13 protein-coding genes are annotated in these 16,473 nt (G+C 38.8%); 9 read left to right on the top strand and 4 right to left on the bottom strand.

Features of this window, described 5'->3' with window-relative positions; all coding sequences use genetic code 11:
• A complete protein-coding gene (gene purL / locus WJM97_RS04100) occupies positions 1-2,346 on the top strand; it encodes a phosphoribosylformylglycinamidine synthase subunit PurL (RefSeq protein WP_353931774.1) in 2,346 nt (781 codons plus the stop codon).
• Between the two features lie 250 nt (positions 2,347-2,596).
• Positions 2,597-4,075 carry an amidophosphoribosyltransferase gene (purF, locus tag WJM97_RS04095; protein ID WP_353933102.1) on the top strand — a complete coding sequence of 493 codons (1,479 nt, stop codon included), beginning with the start codon at positions 2,597-2,599 and terminating at the stop codon, positions 4,073-4,075.
• Positions 4,076-4,134: 59 nt separating this feature from the next.
• On the opposite strand, the gene WJM97_RS04090 is transcribed toward purF, so the two are convergent.
• The 3 genes from WJM97_RS04090 to WJM97_RS04080 form a co-directional block, all read right to left on the bottom strand.
• Complete coding sequence (locus WJM97_RS04090; protein WP_353931773.1) at positions 4,135-4,614, bottom strand: PPC domain-containing protein; 480 nt, start codon at positions 4,612-4,614, stop codon at positions 4,135-4,137.
• Positions 4,615-4,704: 90 nt separating this feature from the next.
• Entirely contained in the window at positions 4,705-5,361 is a 657-nt protein-coding gene (locus tag WJM97_RS04085) for a ComF family protein (RefSeq protein WP_353931772.1), read from the bottom strand.
• Positions 5,362-5,442: 81 nt separating this feature from the next.
• The gene (locus WJM97_RS04080) at positions 5,443-5,922 is read right to left on the bottom strand and encodes a GNAT family N-acetyltransferase (RefSeq protein WP_353931771.1); all 480 of its coding nucleotides are present in this window, start codon (positions 5,920-5,922) and stop codon (positions 5,443-5,445) included.
• Between the two features lie 389 nt (positions 5,923-6,311).
• Here WJM97_RS04080 and WJM97_RS04075 point away from each other — a divergent pair, with 389 nt between their 5' ends.
• The 5 genes from WJM97_RS04075 (at position 6,312) to WJM97_RS04055 (ending at position 14,714) form a co-directional block, all read left to right on the top strand.
• Complete coding sequence (locus WJM97_RS04075; RefSeq protein ID WP_353931770.1) at positions 6,312-7,565, top strand: transposase; 1,254 nt, start codon at positions 6,312-6,314, stop codon at positions 7,563-7,565.
• A 130-nt stretch (positions 7,566-7,695) separates the two neighbouring features.
• The gene (gene smc, locus WJM97_RS04070; protein ID WP_353931769.1) at positions 7,696-11,310 is read left to right on the top strand and encodes a chromosome segregation protein SMC; all 3,615 of its coding nucleotides are present in this window, start codon (positions 7,696-7,698) and stop codon (positions 11,308-11,310) included.
• A gap of 190 nt (positions 11,311-11,500) precedes the next feature.
• Positions 11,501-12,631 (top strand): hypothetical protein, encoded by a 1,131-nt coding sequence (locus tag WJM97_RS04065; RefSeq protein WP_353931768.1) that lies wholly within the window; start codon positions 11,501-11,503, stop codon positions 12,629-12,631.
• Between the two features lie 228 nt (positions 12,632-12,859).
• On the top strand, positions 12,860-13,828 hold the full coding sequence (locus WJM97_RS04060; RefSeq protein WP_353931767.1) for a hypothetical protein: 969 nt from the start codon (positions 12,860-12,862) through the stop codon (positions 13,826-13,828).
• A complete protein-coding gene (locus tag WJM97_RS04055) occupies positions 13,821-14,714 on the top strand; it encodes a site-specific DNA-methyltransferase (protein ID WP_353931766.1) in 894 nt (297 codons plus the stop codon). Before WJM97_RS04060 ends, WJM97_RS04055 begins: the two co-directional genes overlap by 8 nt.
• A 75-nt stretch (positions 14,715-14,789) precedes the next feature.
• On the opposite strand, the gene WJM97_RS04050 is transcribed toward WJM97_RS04055, so the two are convergent.
• The gene (locus WJM97_RS04050) at positions 14,790-15,431 is read right to left on the bottom strand and encodes a type I restriction endonuclease subunit R (RefSeq protein WP_353931765.1); all 642 of its coding nucleotides are present in this window, start codon (positions 15,429-15,431) and stop codon (positions 14,790-14,792) included.
• A gap of 276 nt (positions 15,432-15,707) precedes the next feature.
• On the opposite strand from WJM97_RS04050, the gene WJM97_RS04045 reads away from it, so the two are divergent.
• Positions 15,708-16,001, top strand: a complete 294-nt coding sequence (locus WJM97_RS04045; protein WP_353931764.1) for a CopG family transcriptional regulator — start codon at positions 15,708-15,710, stop codon at positions 15,999-16,001.
• Positions 15,988-16,413, top strand: coding sequence for a PIN domain-containing protein (locus WJM97_RS04040; protein ID WP_353931763.1), 426 nt, complete (start codon positions 15,988-15,990; stop codon positions 16,411-16,413). The genes WJM97_RS04045 and WJM97_RS04040 overlap by 14 nt, the downstream gene beginning before the upstream one ends.
• Positions 16,414-16,473: the final 60 nt, after the last annotated feature.

Below are 16,473 nucleotides of genomic sequence, written 5' to 3'. Positions count from 1 at the left end.
ATGACCACCGAAAGTCCCTTTTCACCCCAAGAAATCGCCTCAGAAGGCATTAAACCAGAAGAATATACCGAAATTGTCCGCCGCTTAGGTCGTCACCCCAACAAAGCCGAACTAGGTATGTTTGGCGTAATGTGGTCTGAACATTGTTGCTATAAAAATTCCCGTCCCCTCCTCAAACAGTTTCCCACCACAGGCCCCCGCATCTTAGTAGGACCCGGTGAAAATGCTGGCGTTGTGGATATCGGCAATGGACTACAACTAGCGTTTAAAATCGAATCCCATAACCACCCCTCCGCTGTTGAACCCTTCCAAGGTGCGGCAACCGGTGTGGGAGGTATATTAAGAGATATATTTACAATGGGTGCGCGTCCCATCGCTTTATTAAATTCTCTCCGCTTTGGTAATTTAGATGACCCCAAAACCCAAAGATTATTTAACGGCGTTGTAGCCGGAATTTCCCATTATGGTAACTGTGTCGGTGTTCCCACGGTAGGTGGAGAAGTCTATTTTGACAAAGCCTATTCAGGAAATCCCTTGGTTAATGTCATGGCACTGGGATTAATGGAAACACCAGAAATAGTCAAATCCGGTGCTTCAGGAATTGGCAACCCGGTTTTATATGTAGGTTCAACCACCGGACGGGATGGTATGGGTGGTGCGAGTTTTGCCAGTGCAGAATTAACCGATGAGTCAATGGATAACCGTCCTGCGGTGCAAGTAGGCGACCCATTTTTAGAGAAGTCTTTAATTGAAGCCTGTTTAGAAGCATTTAAAACCGGGGCTGTAGTTGCGGCTCAAGATATGGGTGCAGCAGGTATAACTTGTTCTACTTCGGAAATGGCCGCCAAGGGTGGTGTAGGTGTTGAATTTGACTTAGATAAAATTCCGGCTCGTGAGTACGGAATGATTCCTTATGAATATTTGCTTTCCGAATCCCAGGAAAGAATGCTGTTTGTGGCCCAAAAAGGACGAGAACAGGAATTAATTGATATTTTCCACCGTTGGGGACTACAAGCGGTAGTTGCAGGGACTGTGATTGCAGAACCCATTGTCAGAATTTTGTTTCAGGGTGAAATTGCCGCCGAAATTCCCGCTGATGCTTTGGCAGAAAATACACCTTTGTATGAACGGGAACTATTAGCAGAACCTCCTGAATATGCAAAAACAGCTTGGGAATGGACATCTGCAAATTTGCCTAACTGTAATATTACGGGAATTGAAGTTAATAATAAGTTGCAAACTTGGCAAGATATTTTATTAAATTTGCTCGGTACTCCTACCATTGCTTCTAAAAGTTGGGTGTATCGCCAATATGACCATCAAGTACAGAATAATACTGTCTTGTTACCCGGTGGAGCAGATGCGGCGGTAGTTCGTTTACGTCCTTTAAATTCTGCCCCAGTTACCAGTCATAACAGCGGTGTTGCAGCTACAGTTGATTGTAATTCTCGTTATGTTTATTTAGATCCCTATGAGGGGGCTAAGGCGGTGGTAGCTGAAGCTGCCCGGAATCTTAGCTGTGTGGGTGCTGAACCCCTGGCAGTGACGGATAACCTCAATTTTGGTAGTCCAGAAAAACCCATTGGTTATTGGCAATTAGCCTCTGCTTGTCGGGGTTTGAGTGAAGGATGTGGGGAGTTTTCTACACCTGTAACTGGTGGTAATGTTTCTTTGTATAATGAAACTTTTGATGCTCAGGGAAATCCTCAGCCTATTTATCCGACTCCGGTGGTGGGAATGGTTGGTTTAATTGAGGATTTGGATAAAATCTGTGGTCAGGGTTGGAAAAATGAAGGTGATGTAATTTACCTGTTGGGTTTACCTGTAAAATCTAAAGTTGAATTAGGTGCTTCTGAATATTTAGCAACGATTCACAATACAATTGCTGGTAGACCACCAAGAGTTGATTTTGATTTGGAACGGAATGTACAAAAGGTTTGTCGTGAGGGTATTCGTTCTGGATGGGTGCGTTCAGCACATGATCCGGCTGAGGGTGGTTTAATGGTAGCTTTGGCAGAATGTTGTTTAAGTGGTAAGTTGGGGGCAGATATCAATTTAGGCATCTCTGCAAATTATGATTCTCGCTGGGATGAAGTGCTGTTTGGTGAAGGTGGTGCGAGAATTTTAGTTTCTGTAAATGCGGAAAATCAGGAAATTTGGGAATCCTGTTTACAGGAAAATTTAGGAGAAAATTGGCAAAAATTAGGCATAGTTGCTAACTTAGAAACAGGATTAACAGTTTCTACTACCGATAACCAAGCAGTCATTAAAGTCAGCATTGCCGATATGAGTAACGTCTACGATCAGGCGATCGCTCAACGTCTCGCTCTTTATACCAATACATAGACAGAATAAATGTCAAGGATCAAGCATGAAAATTTACAATTCATCCTCCATCCTTGACCAAATTACGGTACTGTTTTATTGGATGGTTAAAGATTTATTAAGAGGCAGGAAGAAGGTGATAGTTGACAGGTGACAGGTGACAGTAAAGGAAATAGGGAATATAAAAAATTTCTCCCCATCTCCCCATCTCCCCATCTCCCCATCTCCCCACCTCCCCATTTACGACACCCCACCAGGAGCAAAAACCAGCATGATTCCCAAGCATTCTCTCACTTCTGATCAATCTATTAACATCATTACAAATCGTCCAGACAAGCCAGAAGAAGCTTGTGGTGTTTTTGGCATCTATGCCCCAGAACAAGATGTGGCCAGAATGGCATACTTTGGATTATATGCCCTGCAACATCGGGGTCAAGAATCTGCTGGTATTGCTACCTTTGAGGGTAAGTATGTACACCAGCATAAAGATATGGGTTTGGTGTCCCAAGTATTTAGCGAAACAATTTTAGACGAATTACCCGGTGATATTGCGGTTGGTCATACCCGTTATTCTACCACTGGTTCTAGTCGCAAAGCTAATGCTCAACCTGCTGTGGTGGAAACTCGTTTAGGTAATTTGGCTTTGGCACATAATGGTAATTTAGTCAATACCATGCAGTTACGGGAAGAATTGCTCAAGACTAATGTTAACTTAGTCACAACCACAGATTCAGAAATGATTGCCTATGCGATCGCCGAAGAAGTCAATGCTGGTGCAGAATGGTTAGAAGGGGCAATTCGTGCTTTTCATCGCTGTCAAGGTGCATTTAGTCTAGTAATTGGTACACCTGATGGTGTGATGGGAACACGTGATTCTAATGGCATTCGTCCCTTAGTTATTGGTACTTTAGAAAGTAATCCTGTGCGTTATGTACTTGCTTCCGAAACCTGTGCGTTAGATATTATTGGTGCTGAATATCTGCGTGATGTTGAACCAGGGGAGTTAGTTTGGATCACCGAAAATGGTTTAGCATCCTTCCCTTGGAATCAAGAAGCAAAACGCAAGTTATGTATCTTTGAAATGATATACTTTGCCCGTCCTGATAGTGTAGTACATAATGAAACTTTATACAGCTATCGGATGCGGTTAGGCCGGAAACTGGCAGAAGAATCACCCATCGAAGCTGACTTAGTATTTGGTGTACCTGATTCTGGCATACCAGCGGCCATTGGTTTTTCCCAAACATCAGGAATAGCTTATGGTGAAGGGTTGATTAAAAATCGCTACGTCGGTAGGACATTTATTCAACCAACCCAAAGTATGCGCGAAACGGGAATTAAAATGAAATTGAATCCCTTAAAAGATGTTTTATTGGGTAAGCGGGTAGTAATAATTGATGATTCCATTGTCAGGGGAACTACTAGCCGTAAACTGGTTAAAGCTTTGCGTGATGCAGGTGCTGCGGAAGTACACATGAGAATTTCTTCTCCTCCTGTCACCCATCCTTGTTTCTTTGGTATTGATACGGATACTCAGGATCAATTAATTGCTGCGACAAAATCAGTAGAGGAAATTACCAAGTTATTAGAAGTTGATACCCTTGCTTATTTAAGTTGGGAAGGAATGTTAGAAACAACCAGGGAAGATACTAATAGTTTCTGTTCTGCTTGTTTTACAGGTGATTATCCTTTAGCTATTCCTGAACAGATGAAGCGTTCTAAATTGATGTTAGAAAAAGCCACAGTTTAGATCAAATGATATAAATACGTGTGTAAGGGTTTAGCAGTGCTAAACCCCCTACGATAAATTTATTTTACTGGTATCAACTTTGTGACTTTGAGTTTAAAATTTCCTACTCCTGTTTCTCCAAAAGAACGTACACGCACAATGTAATTTCCTGTTTCGGTAATGCGGGTAAATAATAGAGAATTACTTGTACCGTCTGGTCCATCATCATTCTCTCCTACTGTTGCACCATTAGGAGCTAACAGTGTAATGATGGTGTCAAAGTTTTCTGATGATAAATCAATAGCTAAATTGTCACCTTTTTCTAGTTTAATACTATAATCACGGGCAAAACCTCCCTGACCTGTGGGAATATCTTTGATAGTTAACATATCAGTAACTTCCCCACTGGGATTTAAGGGAATAGGTTTATATAGGTTTTTATTGTTATCCGCAGAGTTATTTTCTTGAGCAATTCCTGTACTTATACTTAAACTCATAGTTAGTATAGTTACAGGAATTAATATAATTTTTCTGATTTTCTCCTTAAAAGTTTTATTCATAAATTCAAACTTTGTTTTTCTAGCATTGGTCATAATTTTGTCAATTATAGATTTTTTACCTATAATTTGCCCATATACAATGGACTAATTCTATGTTTTAGCTGTTACTGCTATAGTAGCTACACCTAGTACATTAATGTTATTTTGATTAAGTGTGTGTATAGCAGATTTGACTGTTGCACCTGTTGTATAAATATCATCTACTAATAATACTTGTGTATCTGGATGAGGACGTTTAAAATCCGATCCTAAAGCAAAAGCATCTGCTAAATTCTGTTCTCTTTCTGTACCTGAAACACTAAACTGAGCTTTAGTATCTTTGATTCTGGTTAAACCTTTTGCTTTTAATTTTAACCCTGTTGTTTCACAAAAACCTCGTGCAATGAGTTCAGCTTGGTTAAAACCTCTCTCTTTTAATTTTTTACTGTGTAATGGGATGGGTACAATTACAGATTTTTTATTTTCTGATGTACAATTTAATAGCCAAATTTCTCCTAGATACTGACCTAATAACCGCCCGATTTCTGGGTGGTTTTCATATTTCATGACGGCAATTGCTCTCTTTAATGTTCCCCCATAACTCCCCCAAGCAAAAACGGGTAATGGCTTTTTCCATAAAGCTTTGGGGTTTTGTAATTGACAGCTTTGCAGTTGTTTGGCACAGTATTGACAAATTTGATTTTGTGTGCTGTGCTGACAAATCGGACAGTTATTTTGTAGTAATAGATTGAGTAAATTTTTAAACATAGTTATTATTTGTTAGTCATTAGGTTATTCATCCTCCCCATTTTCCCATCTCTCCTGCTGTCACCTGTCACCTGTTCCCTGTCACCTCACTTTCATATACACGCGATCGCACCTTTGGGTTTCTACTCCTATAGTGGGAATATAACCATTAGTCTCATAAAGCTGGACTGCTTCTTTTAATATACTTGCAGTCTCAATCCAAATTTGCTTAAATCCACGTTTGAATATTGCTGTTTCTAGTTCTTGTAATAAATATTTCCCTAATCCTAATCCTCTAAATTTGGGTAAAATATACATTTTTCTGATTTCTACAGCGTTGTCTCCCCTTTCTATGGGATAATATGCACCTGTACCTACTATGTTATTTTGGTGTTCAATTACCCAAAATTCACCGCCAGTTTTTAAGTAATATTCCTCAACTTCTAAAACATCTCTGTCTGCACCTTCAGCTTCCCATCCTAAGCCATATTCTGATAATACTGAACTAATTACTGCTGCCGCTAACTGGCGATCGCTCTGTTGCCAGTCACGAATGATAAAATTTTGGTAGTATTGTTTCATCTTGAATTGAGAATTTTAAGAGTAACGAACCACAAATGTGCGAAGAACACAGACAGTAGGGTGCGTTAGCGATAGCGTAACGCACCATTATCAAGGGTTTGGTGCGTTACGAACTTCGTTCTAACACACCCTACAATACCTAACTTTTTCAAAATTCAAATATTAATCCTATATTCACTAAGATGTTAATATATATTTTTTATGTATTGTAAAACTTCGCCGAATTTATAGACAAATATAGTCATCTATAGTCATTAATCACACAGAAGTCAGCTAAAATCACTTATACAGGTTTGCTCTAGTAAAGGGAAATGAGCGAGAATTGTGCATTATCAGCCCGAAGATATGTTAGTATATATGGGCGAATATTCATAGAAACCAGTTAGTGTATGCAAGTAGTCGAGCGGCATATCATTCAAAGAAATCATCCCCATTATCAGGAGATTGATAAATTGTGTTTTGCTGCCAAAAACCTCTACAATTATGCTAACTTCCATATTCGCCAAAGTTTCATCTTTACTCAAAAATATCTTGACTACAATTGTTTAGCAAAACAATTAAAAGGGACAGAACCATACCAGGCCTTACCAGCCAAAGTTGCCCAACAAGTATTATTAGGATTACATCGCAACTGGTCATCTTTTTTTGCAGCAATTAAAGCTTATGCAGAAGATAAATCTAAATTTTTAGGCAGACCCAAATTACCCAAATATAAACACAAAGAAAAAGGCAGACATTTATTAGTTTACACAGCCCAAGCAGTGAGTAAACCCCAAATGAAATCTGGGTTGATTCATCTGTCACAAACACAGATTCACATTCCTACAAAAGTAGACTATTGTTATCTCAATCAAGTAAGAATTGTCCCCAAGATTGACCATTATGTAGTAGAAGTTGTCTATGAAAAAGAGGAAACAGATTATGGTTTAGACCCTAATTCCATAGCAGCGATTGATTTAGGAATAGATAATCTAGCAACCTTAACATCAAACCAGCCGGGATTTATACCAGTTCTGGTTTCCGGGCGGATTATCAAATCAATTAATCGTTATTATAATCAAAGAAAAGCCAATTTACAATCTTTACTACCTGCACATCAAAAGACCTCTAAACGACTACAAAGTTTAACTAAAAAACGGAATTTTCGAGTAGATGATTATCTGCATAAAGCCAGTCGCTTAATTATTAACCATTTAGTCAAGTGTGGGATTGGGACTTTAGTAATAGGTCAAAATTCCTTGTGGAAACAGAATGGGAATTTGGGCAGTAGAAATAATCAAAACTTTGTTTGTATTCCCCATACTCGATTTGTACAGCAGTTGAGTTATAAAGCGAAATTAGTGGGGATAAATGTATTGGTTTCTGAGGAGTCTTACACTTCTGTAGCTTCTTTTTTAGACCAAGATCCTATTCCTACTTATGGCAAAGTTGACTCGAAAGAAGTGAACACTTCGACTAAGCTCAGTGTAAAATTTAGTGGTCGCAGAATCAGAACTAAGTTTTATCAAACAGGTAATGGTTTATTGATTCATGCTGATGTCAATGGTAGTTTGAATATTTTACGTAAAGTAGTCCCGACAGCATTTAGTCTAGGGATAGAGGGCGTTGTAGTTCGCCCTGTCGGGGTTATTCCCGGCAAATGAAAGGCATGAGATATTTGTCTATGTTTTTTGGAACTATTTGGAATCAATCTAATATTCCTTAATAGTTGCAAATATTTAAAAATAATTGATACACTTGTTCTTTTAGGTTAATTGTGAAGTAGCGCCCATAATGGTGCATATTAAACGTGTTGAACTGACTAATTTTAAATCCTTCGGTGGTACAACTTCTGTCCCTTTGCTACCGGGGTGTACTGTCATTTCTGGTCCTAATGGTTCGGGAAAATCAAATATTCTGGATGCTTTGCTGTTCTGTTTAGGACTTTCTAGTTCTAAGGGTATGCGTGCTGAAAGGTTGCCGGATTTGGTTAATAATACTCAAAGTGCTAAAAAACGTGCCACTGTTGAGGCTAGTGTGACGGTGACTTTTGATATTTCTGATATTATCTCACGCAGAGACGCAGAGACGCAAAGTGAAGACGCGGGGGTGGTTGAGGAAGTAGAAGCGGAAAAAAATAATTCCCAGTCCCCAACGGAGTGGAGTGTCACTAGACGTTTACGGGTGACTACTCAGGGAACTTATACTTCTAATTATTATATTAATGGGGTTTCTTGTACTCTGACTCAGTTACATGAGGATTTGGAAAATCTGCGGGTTTATCCAGAGGGTTATAATGTGGTGTTACAGGGTGATGTGACGAGCATTATTTCGATGAATGCACGGGAACGTCGAGAAATTATTGATGAGTTGGCTGGTGTTTCTGCGTTTGATAGAAAGATTAATCAAGCTAAGTCAACTTTGGATGAGGTGAAGGAGAAGGAAGATAGTTGTCGTATTATTGAGAGTGAGTTAACTATACAACGCGATCGCCTTTATCAAGATAAGTTGAAAGCAGAAAAGTATCGTCAGTTAAAAAAGGAGTTTCAAGAAAAGCAGTCTTGGGAAGCTGTGTTATCATGGCGTTCTCTCCAAGCACAACAGGATAAGTTTGCAAATGATATCCACGCTGGTGATGTTGCTTTGGGTGAGTTTTCGACTCAGTTGACAAATACAAACCGGGAAATTGAGGAAAAAAATACTGCTCTGGATGTTCTGAATATGCGTGTGAAAGCTTTGGGGGAAGATGAACTTTTAGCTGTACAGTCTAATTTAGCAACTCAGGAAGCGGAACGAAAGCTACTTCAACGTCAACAAGGTGAGATAGAGTCTCATTTACAAGAAACTAATAAGCGATTAAATCAAAGTCAACAGGAAATACAACAATATCAAGTTTCTTTATCACAAGCTTCTCAACAACAAGGTTTAGAAACTTCCCAGGTCAATTCTTTACGAGATGAAAGAAATACAGCACGACAAAATTTAGAATCTTCTCGTCAAGTTGCTGCGGGAATTGCTACTGCTTCGGAAGCTTGGGTACAACAGCAAACGGCTTTAAGTCGGCAAGTGGAAAGTTTATTACAAACTATTGAACCCCAAAGAACTGAACAAGCACAACTGAGAGAAAGAAATTCACAGTTACAGGAATTAATTAACGAAGAATCTCAGATTATTGCTGATTTAGAACCGCAATTAGCCCAAAAAAAAGCAGAATGTGAACAGTTAGAGACTGATTTTAATGCAGCTAACAAACCTATTCAAGATTTAGCAGCGAATCTCGCCGCAACAGATCAGGAATTACAACTGCAACAAGACACACAAAAACGTTTATTACAGGAACAGCGAGATAAACAACGTCAGTTAGATAAATTGGAAGCACAAACCCAAGCACAGCAAGAAGTCCAAGGAACTCATGCGAGTAAGGTAATTATTCAATCTGGTTTACCGGGCTTGTGTGGATTAGTGGTGGATTTGGGTAAAGTTGAATCTCGTTATCATTCAGCTTTGGAAACTGCTGCGGGTGCAAGATTAGGACATATTGTAGTAGAAGATGATCGAGTTGCTGCGACGGGAATTGAATTATTAAAACAAAAACGTGCGGGTAGAGCGACTTTTTTACCCTTGAATAAAATTAAAGCACCGAAATTTACCCCAGACTTAACCTTGCGTTATGTAGATGGGTTTGTGGAATATGCCATGAATTTGGTAGAGTGCGATCGCAAGTATGAAGAAGTTTTTAAGTATGTTTTTGGTAATACGGTAGTTTTTCAAACTTTAGAACAAGCGCGGACACAAATCGGACTTTATCGCATTGTCACCTTAGATGGTGAATTATTGGAAACTAGCGGTGCAATGTCTGGGGGAAGTAGTAACCAACGTTCAACATTGAAATTTGCTACCGGGGAAGCTAGGGAATCTCAAGAAGTTGTCAATTTAAGAACCAGATTAAAAGATATTGACCGAGTTTTAGACCGTTGTCTAGAAGCTATTACTAATTTATCTGCTCGTAGTAAGCAGTTAAGTTTGGAATTAACGGAGACACGTCAGGGACGCAGAGAACAAGAGTTATATTTAGAACAGATTAAAAAAGAAATAAAAACCTTAACTGCACAGTTGCAGAATACCCGCACTCAACTATCCCAAAATAGCGAAAAATTCAATCATGCTCAAACTCGGTTAGCAGTTTTGGATCGGGAATTACCGGAACAAGAAAATCAACTGCAACAATTAAGACATACATTATTGGAGTTGGAAGCCTCCCAAACCCCCAGCGAGTGGCAAGAAATCCAAGCTACCATTAGAAATCAAGAGCAGCAATTACAACAAAAAGAAACTGATGTCAGAGAAGTAGAACAAAGATTACAAAATCTCGAAAATCAACAACAGCGGTTACAAGAGAAAATTGCAGAATCGGAAGCAAGAATAATTGAATATCAACAAGAACAAACAACAGTTAGCAGTCAACAGGTAGCGGTTAACAGTCAGTTAACAGAACTAAATCAGCAAATTACCGCTATTCAAGTTCACTTAAAACAACTAGAAGAGAATTTAGGAGAAGAGAAAAAGAAAAGAGACGCAACAGAACAGGAATTAAGAGCATTAATACTACATCAGCAAAAAATACAATGGGAAATAGAGAAACTGCAACAAACCCAAGCAAAACGTAGAGAAGATTTAACTGCTTTAAAAATTCAGTTGCAAACCCTAGCCCCAGATTTACCCAACCCCTTACCAGAAGTACCAGATAAAGTAGATTTAGAAGAATTACAAAAAGAGTTACGCAGTTTAGGTAAACGTTTACAGGCAATGGAACCTGTGAATATGTTAGCCTTAACCGATTATGAAATAGTCGAAGGACGTTTACAAGAACTAACTCAGAAATTAGAAACCTTAGAAGCAGAAAGAACAGAATTATTATTAAGAATTGAAAACTTTACCACCCTCCGTCAAACCGCATTTAAAGAAGCATTTGACGCAGTTAATGAGAACTTTCAATCAATTTTTGCCACCTTATCCGATGGAGATGGTTTTTTACAACTAGAAAACCCCGAAGACCCCTTTAGCAGTGGTTTAAACCTCGTTGCACACCCTAAAGGTAAACCAGTACAACGTCTTGCATCCATGTCTGGGGGAGAGAAATCTTTAACTGCTTTAAGTTTTATTTTTTCACTGCAAAGATATCGTCCATCACCGTTTTATGCTTTTGATGAAGTAGATATGTTTTTAGATGGGGCAAATGTGGAAAGGTTAGCGAGAATGATTAAACAACAAGCGGAACAAGCACAATTTATTGTAGTGAGTTTGCGTCGGCCGATGATAGAATCAGCACAGCGGACAATTGGCGTGACTCAAGCTAGAGGTGCTTATACTCAGGTTTTGGGGATTAAATTGAAATCATCTGATAATTGAAGCAGTTCACAGGATTGTGTAATATATGTAATTGTGAAGCGATAGCGAAGCGCTCCGCAGGAATCGCTGTATAACAAAGCATTAAGCTGAACAATGTTGTGATATTTTGGTTTTGAGTTGGGGGCGATCTCTTACCGCTCAATTGTACCGTTAGGCAACTTACAGCTCGAACATCACTTTACCCGATAATATGTTTTACTCCAGAAAAATTAATAAAGATACTCAGAAAGTCGAAGTCTGGGAATGTAAGTGGTCAAACAAAGGCACTGGACTGGCGAAAAAGGAATATATTCGCAAAATAGGTGACGAAGAAGACATTAACTTCTCGCACGATGACTATAATGCAGCCGATGCTGTTTGTTGGGCTCCAGGCAGAACAATCGGAAATATTGCGGTTAGCTCAGAAGAAGCCTTTGGTATGTTTGAAGGAGCATCAGGAGATGATGCTATTCTCCCTTGTCAGATAATTCCTGCTGGCAAGTTTCGGAATGGAGCAAAGCGATGGTACTGCAAAACACATCAAATACACTGGGGAGTAAAAGCTGACTACACAGCCGCATCTGAATCAGGGGAAGTTAGATGCAGCAATCATCATACCAAGATGAGTTATGTGATTAACCCATTAGAAATAGAGTTTAAAGACTTTGAAGAGATTGGTATTTGGTGCTCTCTTCCTCCAGCTTTATCCTCAGAATCCATCGAAAAAAGGGCTCCAAAAATTCATGTCCATAAGCGATTTAGCAACAAGGCGAATAAAACCGTCGATAGAGATTTTGACGCAATTGTTTGTTCTTATAATGAAAACCTTGGCTTATTTAAAAACTCAGAGATTACAAGAATTCAAGTAACACCTCCTGCTGCATTTGAATTTGTTCGGTCAATTGAAGAAAGCCGAAATATGTCTTGTATTACGTGCAAAAAGTGTGGTTATCCACATCTCGATTTAGGTGATTTTGCCATTAGCCCACACAAAAAACATTTTTGTGGAAACTGTGGAAATGACAGCATTTGGAGCACTGAACCCATAGTTTCTACTCCACTAAAACCATTACACGATCAGTTTAGTAATAGCAATCAATATACTGTTCCTGACCGAACTTTATGTCTAGATGATTATGCTGAACTAAAATTTGAATTGTGGTCATCTACCCCAGCAGTATTGTGGACAGCACAACGTCCGCAAGAAAAAGGAATACACGTTCATGTATACAAAAACGGTAAGCGAATTGTGGATGATACATTTGGTAAAGTAGTTTTTCAAGGTAAGGAATTACAGCGATCTGAAATGTGGGAAAATATGGTTAAAAATACGTTGTATTAAAAGTGCCTAACAAGGGTTTGCAAGGGAATGGAGCTATCGCAAAATCAAGAAATTTATAGGTGATCGCTGTCTAAAAAAGCATTAAACTGGACAATATTGTGATATTTTAGTTTTGATTTGGGGCGATAGCGTAAGCGCTGACCGGAGGTATCACTTGCCGCTCAATTTAGCCTTTATATGCTATGCTCTACTTACTTAGAATTATTGATAGAAAAACAAGATTAAAAAGTGAATGATCTTATAGTTCATCAGGTAGATGTCACTCACTTTCGTTTGGTTGAGCTTTCTAGGCTTGCGGATCAAGCCAAGCCTTTTTATGATTGGGTAGAGAAAACAGCCAAAAAGGTTACAGGATCTCATCGAGAATTAAGTGAAATTCTCATGCTGGCGGGTAGAGATGATATTACTGCTATTGTAAATGGTTGCTATCAGGAAGTCGAAGAAAAGCGTCCTCTACTGTTTGACGGTATAGGAAGAGTATATCCACATAACAAGGCGTGTTTCTTTTTCTTTGCTTGGATGATTAGAGATGCTCCTCAACAGAGATTAGCACCACTGATTTCTCGAATGAGACAGATAGAAAAGATAGATAAATTAGTTGCAGAAACCGATACTCTAGTTGAATTAATACTTGAATATAGATCATATGTAAAAAGTTTCAGTTGGCTTACGGTACGAGAAGTGATTATTGATCGTCTTGAAGGATCTAGACGAAGTATCAAGGGACATCATCTTGAATCTAGCGTGCGAACTGCTATAATTACAGCTTTTCAAAATTATTTTTCTATATACAGCAACTATGGAAAATATAAAAAAATCGACATTGCCGAAAGCCAAATTAAAATAGGCAATCATACTATTGATGTTTCCGTTAAGCTTACGCCTTTAGACAATAGCTTGCCAGAATCATTGCTAATACCTATTAAGACAAGAGAAACTGAAGGTGGTGGACATTCCCATATATTTACAAGAGACATAATAGCTGCGGTTAGAGAACTTAAAGAGGATGAGAGTAAATACTATATAGTTGCTGTTATTGTGGCACTTAATTGGTCTATTTCTGAATTAGAAAATATCAATAATCAGATTGATAAAGTTTACCACTTTAATATAAATCCGAATAAGTTCATAGGATTTGATGACCCATCACAAATAGATTTGAATAGATATATTCAAGGTATTTTGAATAATGATTAGCAACGATACAATAGATAAAAAGGTCATACTTGGAGATGTGAGAACCACAGCAAGTCTTATCCCTGATGATCTGGTTCAGAGCATCATAACAAGTCCTCCATATTTTGGGCATAGGAATTATTCAGGCGAAAATGTAAACGAAGAAGAGATAGGCAGAGAGTCAAAGTTGGAAGATTATATTACTAATATAGTTGCTTGTTTTGAAGCAGTAAAACCAAAGCTCAAAACTAATGGACTACTCTGGCTTAACTTGGGAGATACATACAGGAATAAAGAACTTCTTGGAGTTCCTTGGCGAGTAGCCTTTGCTCTTAAAGACAATGGTTGGATTCTACGGAGTGATATAATTTGGAAAAAGCCTAATGCTATGCCTTCCTCTGTAAAAAGTAGACCAACTACAGAGCATGAATATATATTTCTGTTTTCTAAATCAAGTGAATATTATTATGATGCTAATTCCATCAGAGAGCCTCATGTTACATTTACAGATAAATCTAAGATGAAAGGAGGAAGAAGTCACTTGGGAAGACGCAATGGAACTCCAGAAAACGGAAAAAATTCTGGTAATTCCAACTTACATAATGGGAGATGGGATCAGGCATTCCATCCCAATGGCAGAAACAAAAGAACTGTCTGGGAAATTCCTCTAGGAAAGTTTAGAGATGTTCATTTTGCTGTTTACCCTGAACTCCTAGTTGAAATATGTTTATTAGCATCAACAAAAAGAGGAGATTTTGTTTTTGATCCATTTGTAGGATCTGGCACAACTGGCGTAGTTGCGCTAAGAAATGGTAGAAGATTTATAGGATGTGAGCTTGTAGAAAGTTATCAGCAAATGGCACAGGGTAGAATTAATGAAACTGTTTTTCAACCAAGTCTTTTTTGACCCAGATTGGGACGGTCTACCACTTCCTCTAACATACCTCTAAGATACAAGGTTAAATTGATAAAGTGCGATCACCTAACTCCTCAAATCACCAATATAAGCCCCAATTTGTTTAAGTCCCTGCAAAACTTGGATACGTTCCGCTGTATTTTCCAGTAACCGATAAGTACCAGATCGCGTATATTGAGGTACATCTTGGCGATGGTCGCATTTCAAAAACAATACTTCTCTGCCGTTTGTCACCATTCCATAGCAACTTGACTGCAAATTAGGAGCGCTTAACAAGTAAGTGAGTGCTTGGGGAATTCCTGCGGTAACATCCAGCTTTGCAGGTTTTGATTCGATTACCAAAATCCAAAAACTATCTTGGATTACCAAAATATCAATTCTGCCTTGAACCACCATAGCATTAGCTTCATCAGCAACTTCGATACTGGTACTTACTTCTGCTTTTACCAAAAAAGGAGATTGATAGAAACCAGCCAAATCTAGCAATGGCGATACCACGACAAGCTTAACAATTTCTTCGAGAGGCGGTTCTTCTTGACTGAGATAGGTATAGTTGCGAGTGAGGCGATCTAGTCCTTGTAGTTCCGCTTCGGTGAGAGTCGGCGCATTATTTAACCATTCATCAAAAAAGCGATCACTAGTGTCGAGTCTCAAGCCAAAGGTTTGACGAAGATTGCTAAGGGTAAGGCTACTAGCATTTGTAATCACAGTTAAATCCTTGTCGTAATTACATGAATTTTAGAAGTCTAGGAATTTGATTTAGGTTCTAATACTTAATATACGATATATATAAGAGAAAGAGCGATTCCTAGGTCGCGCTTCGCTATCGCTTCCCTCGCCGCAGGTATCGCCTAAAAATTACGACTCACAGGAATAGCGATTCCTCGGTCGCGCTAGTTCCCTCCGGGACGCAATGCGTTCGCTATCGCCCTATGAGGAAACTATTTGAGAACTACTTAACTTTGAATTTTTTGAGCTATGGTATTGTCATACAGAGTTATGACAAGCAGAAATATGAGAGTTAATGCAAGGCTCGATAGCGATCGCGCTAGTAAGTTTAATTATATTCGCCAGCGGACAAATCAAGGTGCGTCTGACATTATGAAAGTGGCGATCGATCTTTATTATGAAAAATTACATCAAGAATCCCCTGTAAAGCCTTTGCAACTCCTTAGAGAATCAGGGCTGATTGGTTGTGCTGAAGGGGACTCTGATTTGTCGGTTAATTACAAGCAATATCTCACTGAAAGTCTTAACGAAAAATATGGTCATCGTTGATTCTGGCTTTTGGATAGCACTAATCAATCGCCGTGATGATTATCATATTCTCGCTCAAGAAGTTCTAGATACGATTGATGAGCCTCTGATTACAACATGGTGTGTGATTACGGAAACTTGTCATATTCTCTTGAAACGTACAGGCACAAATGCTCAACAGACGTTTATTCATAGTTTAGAAATTGGTGCTTTTGAGGTTTTTGATCTCAAGGTTCAAGATGGGAAAAGAATCAGTGAATTGATGAATCAATATAGTTCTCTGCCAATGGATTTAGCGGAAGCTTCATTGATTATTCTGGCCGAATATTTGGGGCATGGGCGGATTCTATCTGTTGATTTTCGGGAGTTTAATACTTACCGCTGGAAAAATCGTCATCCTTTTGAGAATTTGATGTCTATTAACTCACAGTAATAGCGATTCCTACGGAGCGCTTCGCTATCGCCTAATAATCAAGACTGATGGGAATAGCGA

It is taken from the genome of Okeanomitos corallinicola TIOX110, from assembly GCF_038050375.1.
Lineage (GTDB): Bacteria > Cyanobacteriota > Cyanobacteriia > Cyanobacteriales > Nostocaceae > Okeanomitos > Okeanomitos corallinicola.
This window is presented reverse-complemented; position numbering and strand designations above follow the sequence as displayed.

Bases quoted from the DNA above. Each gene is read 5' to 3' on its own strand.
- smc (WP_353931769.1), top strand. From the start codon at position 7,696: ATGGTGCATATTAAACGTGTTGAACTGACTAATTTTAAATCCTTCGGT.
- WJM97_RS04080 (WP_353931771.1), bottom strand. From the start codon at position 5,922: ATGAAACAATACTACCAAAATTTTATCATTCGTGACTGGCAACAGAGC.
- WJM97_RS04075 (WP_353931770.1), top strand. From the start codon at position 6,312: ATGCAAGTAGTCGAGCGGCATATCATTCAAAGAAATCATCCCCATTAT.
- purL (WP_353931774.1), top strand. From the start codon at position 1: ATGACCACCGAAAGTCCCTTTTCACCCCAAGAAATCGCCTCAGAAGGC.
- WJM97_RS04085 (WP_353931772.1), bottom strand. From the start codon at position 5,361: ATGTTTAAAAATTTACTCAATCTATTACTACAAAATAACTGTCCGATT.
- WJM97_RS04055 (WP_353931766.1), top strand. From the start codon at position 13,821: ATGATTAGCAACGATACAATAGATAAAAAGGTCATACTTGGAGATGTG.
- purF (WP_353933102.1), top strand. From the start codon at position 2,597: ATGATTCCCAAGCATTCTCTCACTTCTGATCAATCTATTAACATCATT.
- WJM97_RS04040 (WP_353931763.1), top strand. From the start codon at position 15,988: ATGGTCATCGTTGATTCTGGCTTTTGGATAGCACTAATCAATCGCCGT.
- WJM97_RS04065 (WP_353931768.1), top strand. From the start codon at position 11,501: ATGTTTTACTCCAGAAAAATTAATAAAGATACTCAGAAAGTCGAAGTC.
- WJM97_RS04090 (WP_353931773.1), bottom strand. From the start codon at position 4,614: ATGAATAAAACTTTTAAGGAGAAAATCAGAAAAATTATATTAATTCCT.